Origin of the sequence: Variovorax ginsengisoli, assembly GCF_030486595.1 — a bacterium.
Lineage (GTDB): Bacteria > Pseudomonadota > Gammaproteobacteria > Burkholderiales > Burkholderiaceae_C > Variovorax > Variovorax ginsengisoli_B.
On the sequence record NZ_JAUJZH010000020.1, the window covers coordinates 103,476 to 118,424 of the forward strand.

15 protein-coding genes are annotated in these 14,949 nt (G+C 70.8%); 10 read left to right on the plus strand and 5 right to left on the minus strand.

From position 1 onward, the window contains the following. The first annotated feature begins 13 nt into the window (after window positions 1-13). Entirely contained in the window at window positions 14-409 is a 396-nt protein-coding gene (locus QZH52_RS24895; protein WP_301813268.1) for a nuclear transport factor 2 family protein, read from the plus strand. Window positions 410-412: 3 nt separating this feature from the next. Here the strand turns inward: QZH52_RS24895 and QZH52_RS24900 are convergent, their stop codons facing one another. Then, a complete protein-coding gene (locus tag QZH52_RS24900; protein ID WP_301813270.1) occupies window positions 413-1,309 on the minus strand; it encodes a LysR family transcriptional regulator in 897 nt (298 codons plus the stop codon). A 128-nt stretch (window positions 1,310-1,437) separates the two neighbouring features. Here QZH52_RS24900 and QZH52_RS24905 point away from each other — a divergent pair, with 128 nt between their 5' ends. The 3 genes from QZH52_RS24905 (at window position 1,438) to QZH52_RS24915 (ending at window position 4,127) form a co-directional block, all read left to right on the plus strand. After that, complete coding sequence (locus QZH52_RS24905; RefSeq protein WP_286521790.1) at window positions 1,438-2,397, plus strand: Bug family tripartite tricarboxylate transporter substrate binding protein; 960 nt, start codon at window positions 1,438-1,440, stop codon at window positions 2,395-2,397. Then, on the plus strand, window positions 2,387-3,085 hold the full coding sequence (locus QZH52_RS24910; RefSeq protein ID WP_301813271.1) for an SDR family NAD(P)-dependent oxidoreductase: 699 nt from the start codon (window positions 2,387-2,389) through the stop codon (window positions 3,083-3,085). Before QZH52_RS24905 ends, QZH52_RS24910 begins: the two co-directional genes overlap by 11 nt. A 151-nt stretch (window positions 3,086-3,236) precedes the next feature. Then, the gene (locus QZH52_RS24915) at window positions 3,237-4,127 is read left to right on the plus strand and encodes an NAD(P)-dependent oxidoreductase (protein ID WP_301813272.1); all 891 of its coding nucleotides are present in this window, start codon (window positions 3,237-3,239) and stop codon (window positions 4,125-4,127) included. Here QZH52_RS24915 and QZH52_RS24920 read toward each other — a convergent pair. Beyond that, on the minus strand, window positions 4,124-5,179 hold the full coding sequence (locus QZH52_RS24920; RefSeq protein ID WP_301813273.1) for a GNAT family N-acetyltransferase: 1,056 nt from the start codon (window positions 5,177-5,179) through the stop codon (window positions 4,124-4,126). The two genes, QZH52_RS24915 and QZH52_RS24920, sit on opposite strands and share 4 nt — an antisense overlap. A 323-nt stretch (window positions 5,180-5,502) precedes the next feature. Between QZH52_RS24920 and QZH52_RS24925 the strand changes: the two genes are divergently transcribed. The 3 genes from QZH52_RS24925 (at window position 5,503) to QZH52_RS24935 (ending at window position 8,995) form a co-directional block, all read left to right on the plus strand. Continuing rightward, the gene (locus QZH52_RS24925; protein WP_301813274.1) at window positions 5,503-5,706 is read left to right on the plus strand and encodes a hypothetical protein; all 204 of its coding nucleotides are present in this window, start codon (window positions 5,503-5,505) and stop codon (window positions 5,704-5,706) included. Window positions 5,707-5,741: 35 nt separating this feature from the next. Continuing rightward, entirely contained in the window at window positions 5,742-8,102 is a 2,361-nt protein-coding gene (locus QZH52_RS24930) for a phosphocholine-specific phospholipase C (RefSeq protein WP_301813275.1), read from the plus strand. A 101-nt stretch (window positions 8,103-8,203) separates the two neighbouring features. Continuing rightward, window positions 8,204-8,995, plus strand: coding sequence for a hydroxyacylglutathione hydrolase (locus tag QZH52_RS24935; RefSeq protein WP_301813276.1), 792 nt, complete (start codon window positions 8,204-8,206; stop codon window positions 8,993-8,995). Between the two features lie 6 nt (window positions 8,996-9,001). On the opposite strand, the gene QZH52_RS24940 is transcribed toward QZH52_RS24935, so the two are convergent. After that, on the minus strand, window positions 9,002-9,937 hold the full coding sequence (locus QZH52_RS24940; RefSeq protein ID WP_301813277.1) for a LysR substrate-binding domain-containing protein: 936 nt from the start codon (window positions 9,935-9,937) through the stop codon (window positions 9,002-9,004). Window positions 9,938-10,042: 105 nt separating this feature from the next. Between QZH52_RS24940 and QZH52_RS24945 the strand changes: the two genes are divergently transcribed. The 3 genes from QZH52_RS24945 to QZH52_RS24955 all read left to right on the plus strand — a co-directional run bounded on the left by QZH52_RS24945 (window position 10,043) and on the right by QZH52_RS24955 (window position 13,584). Continuing rightward, window positions 10,043-11,092, plus strand: coding sequence for an alpha/beta fold hydrolase (locus QZH52_RS24945; protein WP_301813278.1), 1,050 nt, complete (start codon window positions 10,043-10,045; stop codon window positions 11,090-11,092). 2 nt (window positions 11,093-11,094) lie between these two features. Continuing rightward, window positions 11,095-12,840, plus strand: a complete 1,746-nt coding sequence (locus QZH52_RS24950) for a cytochrome c biogenesis protein DipZ (RefSeq protein WP_301813279.1) — start codon at window positions 11,095-11,097, stop codon at window positions 12,838-12,840. Between the two features lie 87 nt (window positions 12,841-12,927). Continuing rightward, window positions 12,928-13,584: a peroxiredoxin gene (locus QZH52_RS24955; protein WP_286521800.1), complete on the plus strand. Its 657-nt coding sequence runs from the start codon at window positions 12,928-12,930 to the stop codon at window positions 13,582-13,584. Here QZH52_RS24955 and QZH52_RS24960 read toward each other — a convergent pair. Beyond that, entirely contained in the window at window positions 13,547-14,155 is a 609-nt protein-coding gene (locus QZH52_RS24960; RefSeq protein ID WP_301813282.1) for a hypothetical protein, read from the minus strand. The two genes, QZH52_RS24955 and QZH52_RS24960, sit on opposite strands and share 38 nt — an antisense overlap. A 15-nt stretch (window positions 14,156-14,170) precedes the next feature. Next, window positions 14,171-14,938 (minus strand): DUF899 domain-containing protein, encoded by a 768-nt coding sequence (locus tag QZH52_RS24965; protein WP_301813283.1) that lies wholly within the window; start codon window positions 14,936-14,938, stop codon window positions 14,171-14,173. Window positions 14,939-14,949 lie beyond the last annotated feature (11 nt).

Consider the following 14,949-nt stretch of genomic DNA (forward strand, 5'->3'; position numbering starts at 1 on the left):
AAGGAGAGTCGCCATGGGTACTCCCACCGAGATTGCGAAGCAGGGCTACGCCGCGTTCGGCCGCCGTGACATACCGGCGCTGCTCGAGCTCCTTGCCGATGATGTGGAATGGCGGTTCCTGGCCAGCCCGGAAACCGGCACGCCCTACGGCGGAACCTGCAGGGGCAAGCAGCAGGTGGCCGAGTTCTTCGGCAAGCTGGCGCAGGCCGACGAGATCCTGGAGTTCGAGCCGCGCGAGTTCCTCGAAGGCCCCGGCCACGTGACGGTGCTGGGCCGCACCAAGGGCCGGGCGCGCCCCGACGGCAAGGTGCACGAGACCGAATGGGTCCAGGTCTTCAACTGGAAGGACGGCAGCAAGATCAGCCGCTGGGTCGGCACTGCGGACACGGCCGCCCGGCTCGCCAAGTAGGCCTCAGCGCCCGCCGCTCTCGCGGATCTGCCCGATCAGCACCTCGAGAAAGGCGGCCGCCGGCGGCGCGACCGGCCGCGTCGGATGCGAGACGCAGACCAGCTCGCGCGCCAGCGCCGGGCCGACCACCCGGTGCGCCCGCAGGCTGCCCTCCGCCAGCCGGCTGCGCACGGCTGTGCGCGGCAGCAGCGCGGCGAGTTCGGGCCGCTGCTGCACCAGCTGCATGATCGCGCCCAGCGAATCGACCTCCCAGGCGCAGTGCAGCTGCAGGCCGGTGGCCTCGCAGGCGCTCTCGACGATCGCCCGCAGGCCGTGCTGGCGCGTCGGCAGCACCAGCGGCATCTTCACGGCCTGGCGAAAGCCGACCTGGGCCGGCAGCGGCCGGTGCGAGGTCGCGGTGACCAGCACCAGGCCCTCGCGCAGCACCGGCTGCGCCTTCAGCATCAGCCGCCGCGGCTTGTTGACGATCGCGGCGTCGAGCTGGCCCGCGGCCACGCCCTGCACCAGCGCCTCGGTGTAGGCCTCGGTCACCGAGACGCGCACCTGCGGGTGCCGGGACGAGAACGCGAGCAGCGCCGGTGCCAGGATGTCCTGCGCGATGCTGGCCGGCAGGCCGATGCGCGCGTGCCCGGCCAGTTCGCTGCTGGTCGCGAGCAGCTGGGCCCGCGCCCGTTCGAAATCCGCCAGCACGGGCAGGAACAGCGCGTACATGTGGGTGGCATGCTCGGTCGGCGTCATGCCCTTGCTGCCGCGCACGAACAGCTGGCGGCCGAGCTCCTCCTCGAGCTTCGCGATCTGCATGCTCAGCGCCGGCTGCACGATATGCAGCCGCTGGGCGGCCCGGGTCACCGAGCCCTCCTCGTAGAGGCAGACGAAGTACTGGATCTGTCGCTGGTCCATGCGCTACGGTATCAGTTGGATTGATGGCAATGTCAGAAAACATTATTTGACCTGATTGCCTTGCATTCCTAGATTAGGGCCACGGCGCGCCTTCCGCGGGACGCGCCGACCCAACAGGAGACAACAGGATGAAGATCGCCACCCGCCTGCTCGGCGCCGTTGTGCTGGGCCTTTGCGCCTGGTCGGCGTCGGCCCAGACCTATCCCTCGCGCCCGGTGCGGGTGATCATTCCGTTCCCGCCCGGCGGCACCCTCGACACCCTGGGCCGCGCGGTGGCGCAGAAGCTGCAGGACCAGCTCGGCCAGCCCTTCGTGATCGAGAACAGGGCGGGCGGCAACGGCGTGATCGGTGCCGACCAGGTCGCCAAGGCGGCGGCGGACGGCCACACGCTGCTGTTCAACGCCTCCACCTTCGTGACCGCCCCCATGACCATGAAGTCGGTGCCGTATGCGGTGACGCAGGACTTCGCGCCGGTGGCGCTGGTCGCCAAGGCGCCGCTGTCGGTGGCGATCAGCAAGAGCCTGCCGGTGACCGACATCGCCTCGCTGCAAGCCTATGCCAAGGCCAATCCCGGCAAGATGACCTTCGCCGTCGGCTCGATCGGATCGGCCGGGCACCTGGCCACCGAGCTGTTGAAGCGCTCGGCCGGCATCGACTACCTGGTGGTGCCCTACAAGGGCACGGCGCCGGCCTTCCAGGACCTGATCGGGGGCCAGATCGGCGGCTTCATCGACCCGATCCTCGGCTCGCTGCAATACCACCGCTCGGGCATGCTGCGGGTGATCGCCGTGACCTCGGACAAGCGCGCCGCCAGCCTGCCGGAGGTGCCGACCGTGGCCGAGAGCCTGCCGGGCTTCGAGTTCTACAGCTGGTACGGTTTCTGGGCGCCGGCCAAGACGCCGCCCGAGATCGTGAAGCGGCTCAACGCCGAAGTGAACAAGGCGCTGGCCTCGGAACTGCGCGAGCGCTTCACGCAGCAGGGGCTGGTCTTCACGCCGGGCTCGGTGGAGGACTTCGCCCGCTTCCAGGCGGCCGACATGGCCAAGTCGCAGAAGATCATCACCGAAGGACAGATCCGTGTCGAGTGAGGAACGGCGGGCACTGGTGAGCGGCAGCAGCTCGGGCATCGGCCTGGCCATCAGCCGTGCGCTGCTGGCAGAGGGCTGGTCGGTGACCGGCCTCGACCGCGCGCCGGCGCAGATCGAGGATCGCCGCTTCCGTTCGGTCGAGCTGGACCTGTGCGACGCCGCCGCGACCGAGGCCGCTCTGCATGCGCAGGGCCCGGTGCAGGCGTTGGTGCACGCGGCCGGCGTGCTGCGCGTCGGCCGGCTGGGCCAACTCGACGGCGCCGCGGGCGAGCAGATGTGGCGACTGCACGTGGACGCCGCCGCCCGCCTGGCCGACCGGCTGGTGCCCCGGATGGTGGGCGCCGGCGGCGGGCGGGTGGTGCTGGTGGGCAGCCGGGTGGCGCGCGGCATCGCCGGCCGCAGCCAGTACGCGGCCACCAAGGCGGCCCTGGTTTCGCTGGCGCGCAGCTGGGCGGCGGAGGTCGCAGCCGCGGGCGTCACGGTCAACGTGGTCTCGCCGGCGGCCACCGAGACCGCCATGCTGCAGGACCCGCGGCGCCAGTCGTCGCAGCCCCGGCTGACGCCCATGGGGCGGCTGATCCGGCCCGAGGAAGTCGCGGCGCTGGTGGCCTTCCTGCTCTCGCCGCTCGCCGCGGCGATCACCGGGCAGGACATCCAGGTCTGCGGCGGCGCTTCGCTGGAGGCCTGAATGAAACACCCCCCGATGCGCCTACGGCGCCTCCCCCCTCAAGGGGGGCGATACCAGCGGCCCGGCAAAGCCGGTTCCGCGGTATCCCTGGCGTTTGGCTGCGCCGGTTTCATGCGTCACGGGTCATGCGAGACGTGGTGGAGCACCTAGGATGAACGTGCCCGCCCCGACCATCGGCATCGTCGGCCTCGGCCTGGTCGGCCAGGCCCTGGGCCTGCGCCTGCGCGCGGCCGGCTGGCGCACGCTGGGCCATGACCTGCGGCCGGAGGCTGTGCAGGCGTTCGAGGACGCGGGCGGGGAGGGCGCCGGCTCGCTGCCGGCGCTGGGCCGCTCGGTCGACACCGTGGTGCTCGCCGTGTTCGACACCCACGGCGCGCTCCAGGTGCTCGAAGGCGAGCCGGGGCTGCTGGGGCCCGGCAGCCGGGTCGGCCTGGTGATCGACTGTTCCACCGGCTCGCCGGACCTGCTGGTGGCGCTGGGGCGCCGGCTGCATGCGCGCGGCATCGACCTCGTCGAGGCGCCGCTCTCGGGCTCGAGCCAGCAGATCGGCGAGGGCGAAGCGACGGCCCTCGTCGGCGCCGACGACGCCGGCGTGGCCCGGGCGGCGCCCGTGCTGTCGGCGCTCGCCAGCCGCTGGATCCATGTCGGTGCGCCCGGCATGGGCGCCAAGGCCAAGCTGGCCACCAACCTCGTGCTGGGACTCAACCGCGCCGTCTTCGCCGAGGGCCTGGCCTTCGCGCAGAGCCTGGGCCTCGACCCCCGCCGGTTCCTCGAACTGGTGCTGGCCAGCCCGGCGAGTTCCGAGGCGGCCAGGATCAAGGGACCGCTGATGGTCGAAGGCGACTTCGCGCCGCGCTCGCGCATCCGCCAGCACCTGAAGGACGTGCGGTTGATGCTCGACAGCGCCGGTGCCGCGGCGCTGGAGCTGCCGTTCTCGCGTGTCCACGCGCAGCTGCTGGAGGAGGCCGTGGCGCAGGGCGAGGGTGAACTCGACAACGCGGCGATCCTGCTGCGGCTGCGCGGGCGCGCGCCACGACCCTAGCGCGCCAGCGCCGACGCCAGCACCGCGCGGTCGAGCTGGTAGGTGCGGTCGTCGCGATGCCGCGCGAAGCCCAGCCGCTCGTTGATCGACAGCATGGGCGCATTGGCGTGCGCGTTGTGGGTGATCATCGTTCGAACGCCGGGGTGCCGCGTGTGGACGAGCTCCAGCATCGCGGCCTTCACCGCCTTGGCCAGGCCACGCCCGCGCCAGGGCCGGGCCACGGCGGTGAGCTGCTGGTAGACGCGTTCCGGAAAGCGCGCGTCCCAGCTCGCATCGCACATCGCGGCCACGTCGTCGCCGTGGCACAGCAGCACCAGGAAGTGTTCGCCGCCCCGGCGGTCCATGTCTTCGTACCAGGTCACGTAGCCCGGCAGTTCGTAGCGCATGCGGGGCACCTCAAGCGCGTCGAGCGGCTGCTCGTTGATCAGCGCCGAGAAGGGCGCCATCAACTGGCCCAGCCGCGCCATCGGCACCCGCCCCGCGTGCACCTCCCAGCGCAGTCCGTCGGCGGCCAGCGGCACCGCCTCGCGCCAGCGCGCGAGCGACGGCCAATCGAGCGCATCGAGGCGCAGGCGGTTCTCGGCGCTGTGGTACTTGCCGACGGCGCCGAGTGCCGCCATGAACGCGTTGCCGTCGGGCAGGTGCACCTTGAAGGTGGCGGTCGTCCGGCCCCGCGCCTGCATGAACGCGAGCAGTGTCCTGGCCAGCGCCCTGCCGATGCCTTGGCGGCGACAGGCACGCAGCACGCCGCCGGCCGCGTCCACGTGGGCCGCGAACTCCTCGCAGCCGGGCGAGCCGTCGCGGCGAAACATCAGGATCAGGTTGCCGACGAATTCGCCCTGCCGGGTGGCGATGAAGCGGCGCGGCTCGCCCAGCGGGCGATGCAGGCGCAACTCGCGCTCGAAGTCGGCGTCGGGCAGCACCGGCTCGCCGGGAAGGTCTTCGGCATGGCGGGCGCGGCGGAATGAATGCAGCTTCGCCCAGTCCTCGGGTGAAGCGGCCTCGGGATCGAAGTAGTGGACCGCGATCGAATCTCTTTCGTTGCCAAACATGGGGCTTGCCTTGATTTCTAGAGACGACAGGGCCGCTGCCGGCACGTGCCGGCAGCGGCAGCTGGGACTCGGGCGGTTCGAGGCGGCGAGGCAGTGGAGCGGCGCAGGGCCGCCAGCTTCAGCCAGCCAGGTGGGACGCGACGGACCGGGTGAGCGCAATGGATGGGGCGATGTGGCTTTCCATGGTGACCTCCGGTCGGTGGTTGAAAGAGGCGCCGATCTTAGCCCGCTCAGCGCGATGTCATCGTCGCTTCATCGCGACGTCACGGCGCTCGCCTAGCCTGCTGAACGCCCCACGATTCCAAGACACGGAGTGCTCCCCTATGTACCCATGGCCCACCTTTCGCGCACTGGCTGCGCTGTCGACCCTGGCCTGCGCCCTGACCGCCTGCGGCGGCGGCAGCAGCGGCGCCGCGGGCACCGGCACGGCAGCCGCCGCGGCCGGCACCACCGCCAAGACCACGACCGACACCGCGTCGACGGCCGCCGACGCCAGCAGCCAGCCCAGCGTCAGCTACGCCCCCTGACCCCCCGCTCGATATTCCCCGACACTCGCCCTGACATGACCTCACGCCGCAACTTCCTCCAGAGTTCCGCCACCACCGGCATCGCCGCCGCCACGCTGGCCGCCTTTCCGCCCAGCATCCGCCGTGCGCTGGCCATCCCCGCCCATCACGACACCGGCACCATCAAGGACGTCAAGCACGTGGTCCTGCTGATGCAGGAGAACCGTTCCTTCGACAGCTATTTCGGCACCTTCAAGGGGGTGCGCGGCTATGGCGACCGCATGGCGGTCCCGGCGCCCAACGGCAAGAACGTGTTCCACCAAAGCTATACCAAGACCACGCCGCCCAGCACCTACGTGCCCTACCGGCTCGACGAGAGCAAGGGCAACGCGCAGCGCGCCGGCAGCACGCCCCACACCTGGGCCGATTCGCAGGCGGCGTGGGACCACGGCCGCATGTTCAAGTGGCCTGATGCCAAGAACCTGCTGTCGATGGGCTACTACGACAGCGCCGAAGTCCCGTTCCAGCGGGCACTGGCCGAAGCCTTCACGCTGTGCGACCACTATCACTGCGGCATGCACACGGGCACCATCGCGAACCGCCTGTTCTACTGGAGCGGCACCAACGGCCCGAACGGCATCAGCCCGGTCGACGGCAGCAAGGTCCAGGTGGCGGCGCTGAACAACCAGTTCAACGGCGGCAACGACATCGGCCCGTCGACCCAGGGCTGGACCTGGACCACCTATGCCGACCGGCTCGAGAAGGCCGGCGTAAAGTGGAAGGTCTACCAGAGCCTGATCGACAACTACGGCTGCAACGAGATGATGGGCTTCCGCCATTGGCGCGCCGCCATCGAGCAGATGCCGCCAGCGCGGCGCCCGGTCTACGTGGCGGCCACCGACATCACGCAGCCGGTCGATGCCGCCGGCCCGCTCTACGACGCGTCGGTCGACGATGCGCTCAGCCCGCTGGCCAAGGGCTTCGGCAACACCATGCCGCAAGGCTTCCTGGAGACCTTCCGCGAGGACATCAGGAACGGCACCCTGCCGGCGGTGTCGTGGATCATCTCGCCCTCGGCCTACAGCGAGCACCCCGGGCCGTCGAGCCCGGCCAAGGGCGGCTGGTACGTGCAGGAAGTGCTGGATGCGCTGACCGCCAACCCGGAGGTCTGGAGCAAGACCGTGCTGCTGGTCAACTTCGACGAGAACGACGGCTTCTTCGATCACTTGCCGTCGCCGGCCGTGCCTTCGCGCAATGCCGACGGCACGCTGGCCGGCGCCTGCACGCTGGCCGCTGCCGACGTGGCGGTCGAGTACCACGACTTCGCGCCCGCCACCACGAGCCAGCCCGCGATCGACGGCCGGCCCTACGGGCCCGGCCCGCGGGTGCCGATGTGGGTGGTCTCGCCCTGGAGCCGCGGCGGCTGGGTCAACTCGCAGGTCTGCGACCACACGTCGACGCTGATGTTCCTCGAGAAGTGCTTCGGCGTGGTCGAGCCGCAGATCAGCAAGTACCGCCGCGCCGTCTGCGGCGACCTCACCAGCGCATTCAATTTCGAGCGCCCCAACAACGAGCCGCTGCCGACCCTGGCCGGGCACACGACCAAGGGCGACGCCGACGCGCTGACCGCCGCGCAGCAAGCGCTGCCGAAGATCACCCCGGCCGCCGATGCCGCGCTGCCGGTGCAGGCCACCGGCGTGCGGCCCTCGCGGGCGCTGCCCTACGAACTGCACGCCAGCGCGCGCACCGACGCGCTCAACGGCCGCGTGCAGCTGCTGTTCGCCAACAGCGGCCGGGCCGCGGCGGTGTTCCACGTCTATGACAAGCTGCACCTGTCGGACCGGCTGCCGCGCCGCTACGTGGTCGAGCCCGGCAAGCAACTGGCCGGCGACTGGGCGTCGATGACCGACGACGCCGGCCTGTACGACCTCTGGGTGCTGGGGCCGAACGGCTTCCACCGCCACTTCAAGGGCGACCTGAACCGCCTGCGCGCCGGCGGCGTGGCGCTGCCGGAGATCCGCGTGGGCTACGAGCGGCGCCAAGGCGACCTCTACCTGCAGCTGCGCAACGACGGCCGCCGCGATTGCCGCTTCACCGTGCAGTCCAACAAGCTCTATGCGCGCCCCGAGGCCTTCGAGGGCGGCGGCAAGGACCGCCACGACGACCACGGCCATGGCAACGACGACCGCGACGAGCGCGGCCGCTACAACGGCAACAAGGACGGCTCGTGGAGCGTCCGGGTCAAGGGCGGCGACGACACCCGCATGCGCTGGAGCCTGGACACCAGCGGCCAGTGGTACGACTTCGTCGTGACCTGCGATGCCGACCCCGCCTTCTATCGCCGCCTGGCCGGCCGGCTGGAGACCGGCCGGCATTCGGTCAGCGATCCGGCGATGGGGCTGGCGGACCGCTTCTGAGCGAGCGAGGGCGGGCGAGGGGCTTGCCCCTTCGCCCGCAGCATCCAGGCGCCCGACGTATGCTCCCGCCTCGTATCTCTTTGACAGCCTGGAGCATCCCCATGATCGTCGAGCGCATCTGGACCGGCAACGCCTACCGCAACTACAACTACCTCATCGTCTGCCCGGAGAGCGGCGAAGCCCTGGCCATCGATCCGCTGGACCACCAGAAATGCCTGGCCGCCGCCAAGGACAAGGGCTGGCAGATCACGCAGATCCTCAACACGCACGAGCACCACGACCACACCGGCGGCAATGCGGCCGTGGTGGCGGCGACCGGGGCCAAGCTGATCGCGCACCACCAGTCGGGCTCGCGCATCGCCGGCGTGGACCGCGGCGTCAAGGCCGGCGACGTGATCAAGGTCGGCCGGACCGTCGAGCTCGAATGCCTCGACACGCCCGGCCACACCATGTGCCACATCTGCCTGCGCTCCCACACCGACAGCCCGGCCCTGTTCTCGGGCGACACGCTGTTCAACGCCGGAGCGGGCAACTGCCACAACGGCGGCAACGTCGAGGACTTGTACGCCAGCTTCGTCGACCAACTCGCCAAGCTGCCCGCCGACACGCGCGTCTACCCGGGCCACGACTACATCGAGAACAACCTGCGCTTCACGCTCGCGCGCGAGCCCGACAACGCGGCCGCCCATGCGCTGCTGCCGCAGGTGGCCGCGCAGGACCCGGCGACGGCCCGGGTCACGACGCTGCAGGAAGAAAAGCAGATCAACACCTTCCTGCGCCTGAGCAGCCCGAGCGTCATCGCTGCGCTGCGCGAGGCCTTCCCCGATCTTCCCGACCAGCCGGACCCGAAGACGGTGTTCACCAAGCTGCGCGAATTGCGCAACAGCTGGTGACCTGGCTCAGGCCCGCGCGCGTGTCGGCCGGCCCTGGAAGGCGGAGAACCCGGTCCGGATCTCGCCCAGCAGGCTGCCCGCCGCGACCGACAGCGGCCGACCGCGGCGCACCACCAGCCTGACCTGTGCCGAGCGGCACAGCGGGTGGGCCAGCTCCAGCGCCACCAGGTGCCCGGCCGCGATCTCCGGAGCCGCGGCCAGCCCGGCGCCGATGATCGTGACGCCGTCGGTGCTGCGCACGAAGCGCTTGAGGCCGACCACCGAGTTGCTGCGCAGCGTGATGTGCAGCTTCAGGTTCTCGGCGTATTCGAGCATCTCCACCAGCAGGCCGACCCCGTAGCCGGGCGGCATGAGGCCGAGCGGATAGCCGGCGATCTGCCGCAGGTGGAGCGGCCCGGACAACCGGGTCAGCGGATGCCCCGCGCGCACCAGCAGCCTGGCCGGCGCCGGCGCGCTTGCGACGGTCTCGAGCGCGGGATCGGCCGGCGGGTTGTAGGCGATGCCGATGTGGGCCTCGTCGTCGACGACGGCGCGCACCAGCTCGTTGGCGGGCGAGGCGTCGACCATCACCGCCAGCTTGGGATGCGCGGCGCAGAAGGCGGCGACGACCTGCTCCATCAAGCCGTCGATGAAGCCCTCGCTGGCGACGATCCTGACGTTGCCGGCTTCGAGCGATTCGATCGCGCGCAGCCGCTCGGCCAACTGCTCCTGGTGGGCTTGGCAGCCACGCCAGTATTCGAGCAGGTGCTGCGCGGCGTCGGTCGGCGCCACGCCCCGCGCCTGCCGCTCGAACAGGGTCAGACCGAGTTCTTCCTCCAGCAGAGCGACCTGCCGGGTGATCACCGAGGGGGCGGTGCCGAGGGCGTCCGCGGCGCCGCGGATCGAGCCGTGGACGAGCACCTCGCGGAAGTAGCGTAGTCGTTTCTGGTTGATTTCTCGCATCGCCGTAGTGTTGCCCAACAGGCAACGAAGTGGTTAAAAAAATGCTGTTGGTAGAACAGATGGAAAGGCGAAGAATTCGCTTCGTCGAATCACGGAGAGAACCTCATGTCCGAAGCCTTCCAACTGCAACGCCGGGCCTTCCTCGGCAGCGCCGCCGCCGGCATCGCCCTCGCGGAATCCCTTCTCCCGGCATTCGCCGAGGCCGCCACGCCGCCGCCGGGCAAGCCGGCGGCGGGCCCCGGCGCCGCGCCCCGGCAGCTCGAGCCGATCCGGCAGATCCGCGCCGGTGAACTCGATGTCGGCTACTACGAAGCCGGCCCGCGGGACGGCACGCCGGTGCTGCTGATGCACGGCTATCCCTACGACATCCACAGCTATGCGGAGGTCGCGCCGCTGCTCGCGGCGCGCGGATTCCGCGTGATCGTGCCGCACCTGCGCGGCCACGGAACGACCCGTTTCATCGACCCGCAGGCGCCGCGCAATGCCCAGCAATCGGCGGTGGCGCTCGACCAGATCGCGCTGCTCGACGCCCTCGGCATCGAGCGTGCGCTGATGGTCGGCTACGACTGGGGTGCGCGCACGGCCTGCGTGATCGCCGCCCTGTGGCCTGAGCGCTGCCTGGGCCTGCTCACGGTCGGCGGCTACATCGTGACCAACCTCGCCGCCGCCGCGATGCCCTTGCCGGCCAAGGCCGAGCACGACTGGTGGTACCAGTACTACTTCGCGCTGGAGCGCGGCCGCGCCGGCCTGCAGGCGAACCGGCGCGACATCGCCCGGATCCTGTGGACGAACAACTCGCCGAAGTGGAACTACGACGAGGCGACCTTCCTGCGCAGCGCGGCCTCGTTCGACAACCCGGACTACGTCGACATCGTGATCCATAACTACCGCTGGCGCCTGGGCCTGGCGCCCGGCCAGCCGCAGTACGAGGCGTGGGAGCGACGGCTCGCCACGCAGCCGGTGATCACCGTGCCCACGATCACGATGGACGGCGCCACCAATGGCATCGTGCCGGCCGGCGATGGCCGGGCGCAGGCGGCGAAATTCAGCGGGCCGCGTTCGCACCGGGTGGTGCAGGGCGGTCACAACCTGCCGCAGGAAGCGCCGCAGGCCTTCGCCGACGCTGTCCTGGCGCTCGCCGCGGGGCACGTGTGAGCGTGACCCTCGCCGCCGTGGCCTATCTCGGCGGCGTGCTCACCATCGCCAGCCCCTGTGTGTGGCCGGTGCTGCCGTTCGTGTTCTCGCGCGCCGGGCGGCCGTTCGCATCGCACGGCCTGCCGATGCTGGCCGGCATGGCGCTCGCCTTCGCGGGCGTGGCGTCGCTGGCGGCGATCGGCGGCGCCTGGGCGGTCGCCCTCAACGAGTACGGTCGCTTCGTGGCCATTGCCTGGATCGCCCTGTGCGGCTGCGCGCTGCTGTGGCCGCCGCTGGCCGACGCGCTGAGCCGGCCCTTCGTCGCGCTCGGCCAGCGCCTGTCCGCGGGGCCGCAAGGCGATCCGGCACGGCGCTCCGGCATGCTGTCGTCGGCGCTGCTGGGCCTTGCGACCGGCCTGCTGTGGACGCCCTGCGCGGGTCCGATCCTCGGCCTGATCCTGGCCAGCGCGACCCTGAACGGCGCCAGCGCCACCACCTCGCTGCTGCTGCTCGCCTATGCCGCCGGCGCCTGCACTTCCCTGGCGGCCGCGCTGGTGCTCGGCGGTCGCCTGCGCCCGCTGGTCAAGAGGACGGCCTTGTCGAGTGCCGCGATCCGGCGCGTTGCCGGCGCCGGCATCCTGGTCGGCGTGGCGCTGATCGCGACCGGCATCGACACCCGCCTGCTGAGCCGGATCTCGTTCGCGGCGCCCGCCGGGCTGGAGCAGGCGCTGGTCGAACGGGTGCGGCCGGGCCCGCCCCCAGCGTCGCCCGTGGCGCAGCGCGTCGACCTGTCCGCCCCGCGCGTCCTGTCCGAAGGCGCCTTTCCTTCGCTGGCCGGGGCGACCGAGTGGATCGGCTCCGAGCCGCTGACGCCCGAGAGCCTGCGCGGCAAGGTGGTGCTGGTCGATTTCTGGACCTACTCGTGCATCAACTGCCTGCGCACCTTGCCGTACGTGCGGGCCTGGGCGCAGAAGTACCGCGATGCCGGCCTGGTGGTCGTCGGCGTCCATGCGCCCGAGTTCGCCTTCGAGAAGCGCCCGGAGAACGTGCGCCGCGCGGTCGCCGACCTGGACATCGGCTTTCCCGTCGCCGTCGACAGCGACCATGCGGTGTGGCGCGCCTTCGGCAACCAGTACTGGCCGGCGTTCTATTTCATCGATGCGCAAGGCCGGGTGCGCGACCATCAGTTTGGCGAGGGCGGCTACCAGCGCGCGGAGCAGCTGATCCAGCAGCTGCTGGCCGAAGCCGGGGGCGTGGTTCCGTCCGGCGTGGTGTCGCCGCAGGGGCAGGGCGTCGAGGCGGCCGCGGCGCCGACACCAGCGCTCTCGGAAGAGTCGTACCTGGGGTACGAGCGTGCCGACGGCTTCGCGTCGCCCGGGCGGCTCGAACGCGATCGCACGCGTGCCTACAGCGGCGTCGCATCGCTGGCGCGGGACCATTGGACGCTCGACGGCCAGTGGACCGCCGAACGCGATCGCGTCGTCTCGGCTGCGGCGCACGGGCGCATCGCCTATCGCTTCCGGGCCCGGGACCTCCACCTCGTGCTGGGTCCCGCGGCCGACGGCCGGCCGGTGCATTTCCAGGTGCGCGTCGACGGCCGGCCGCCGCTCGCGGACCATGGCTTCGACACCGACGCGCAAGGGCGCGGCACGATCGACCGCCAGCGGCTCTACCAGCTCGTGCGCCAGCGCGCGGGCAGCGCGGAGCGCAGCTTCGAGATCGAGTTCATCGAGCGGGGTGCGCAGGCGTACGTGTTCACCTTCGGCTAGCAAGCAAAGGACGGGTTTCCCGTCGCCCGCCGTCGCGCTATGCTTCGATTCGGTCCCCCATTCGAACCCGAACCACTGGAGCCCGCCATGTCCCTTCGCATCAACGACACCGCCCCCAACTTCACGGCCCTCACCACGCAAGGCAGCATCGACTTCCACGAGTGGATCGGCGACAGCTGGGCGATCCTGTTCTCGCATCCCAAGGATTTCACGCCGGTGTGCACCACCGAGCTGGGCTACATGGCCAAGATCGAGCCGGAGTTCACCAAGCGCAACTGCAAGCTCATCGGCCTGTCGGTCGATCCGGTCGACAGCCATGGCAAGTGGGTCGCGGACATCGAGGAGACCCAGGGCGCGGTCGTCAAGTACCCGATGATCGGCGACACCGACCTGGCGGTGGCCAAGCTCTACAACATGCTGCCGGCCGAGGAGCCGGGCACCTCCGATGGCCGGACGGCCGCCACCAACGCCACGGTGCGCTCGGTGTTCATCATCGGGCCGGACAAGAAGATCAAGCTGATGCTGACCTACCCGATGACCACCGGCCGCAACTTTGACGAGATCCTGCGCGTGCTCGACTCGATGCAGCTGACCGTCAAGCACAGGGTGGCGACGCCGGTCAACTGGAAGAACGGCGAGGACGTGATCATCACGACCGCGGTCACGAACGAAGAGGCCGAGAAGGCCTTCCCCGGCTTCAAGACCATCAAGCCCTACCTGCGCACCACCAAGCAACCCGGTTGAAGAGGGGCCGAAGCCAGCCGGCCGCGGTGTCGTAGCCGCGGCAGGCCCCGCTGGCCAGCAGACCGGTGACGGCCAGCATCGCGGCGCCGTGGACGCCGACGGCGGCCAGGGCCAGCGCCAGCGGCCCGGTCGCGCCACTGCCACTGCCACTGCCACTGCCTGGCGCGGCGCCGATGCACAGCGGCATCAGCGCCGGCACCAGCATCAGGCCGGCGCCATGGGCGGTGGACATCATGAACGACCACAGCGCCAGCCCGGCATGCCCGGCGGGCGCCCAGGCCCGGGCGGGCCGGCGGCGCCAGAGCCGAAGCCCCGCGACCAGCACCAGCGCGCCGCCCGCCAGGGCCTGCAGCAGCTGGCGGTCCAGGGACAGGCCGAACGCCACCGCCGCGGCCACCAGCGCGACCGATGCGGCGTGACCGGCCGCGATCGGCAGCAGGGCCCGCAGCGCCTGCGTCCGGTCATGCGAACGCAGGCCCCAGGCGGCCGCGAGCATCCAGCCGTTGGCCGGGTTCAGGCCGTGCAGCGCGCCGATGCCGGCGATCGCCAGCCATGGCCAGAGGCTTGCCATGAGCCGCTCGCCTGTTCAGGAGTGCGACCCGCAGCACGAGCCGGCCGCGGCGGTTTCGTAGCGGTCGTGGTGGCGCACCCAGTCCATGGTGTGGCCCGGGTTGTGTTCGTCGCGGCCCTTGGGCGTGAGGTCCAGCAGGTCGTAGGTCCCCATCATCACTTCCACCCCGCGCCCGTAGGTCGAGTAGGTGTGGAAGACCTGGTCCGCGTCGTCCTTGTAGAACACGCTGATGCCGGGTGCCTCCTCGGCCGGGAAGGCCTGCGTCACGTAGTTGTAGCGGACCTTGCCGCTGGCGATCTCTTCCTGCGTGAACGAGACGCCGAAGTCGCGGTTGAAGTCGCTGCCGTGCGAAGACACCCACTGGAATCGCCAGCCCATGCGGGCGCGGAAGCGCTCGATCTCGGCCAGCGGTGCCCGCGACACCACCCGCAGCGTGACGTCGCGCTGCATCAGGTGCACCTGCATGCCGTCGAGGTGGTCGGCCATGTACGAGCAGCTCGGGCAGCCCTCGGCCCAGCCCGGGCCGAGCATGAAGTGCTGAACCAGCAGCTGCCGGCGGCCTTCGAACAGCTCGGCCAGCGTGCGCCGGCCATCGGGCGTGTCGAAGGCGTAGTCCTTCTGGATGCGTACCCAGGGCAGCGCGCGGCGCTCGCGGGCGAGCTGATCGCGCAGCCGGGTGATTTCCTTCTCGCGCGCCAGCAGCAGCTTGCGCTCGGCGAGCCATCGGTCCCTCGACACGACGGGATGGTGGGTGGTGCTGATCTCGGCGGTGGCGGTGTTCATGGTGTGCTCCT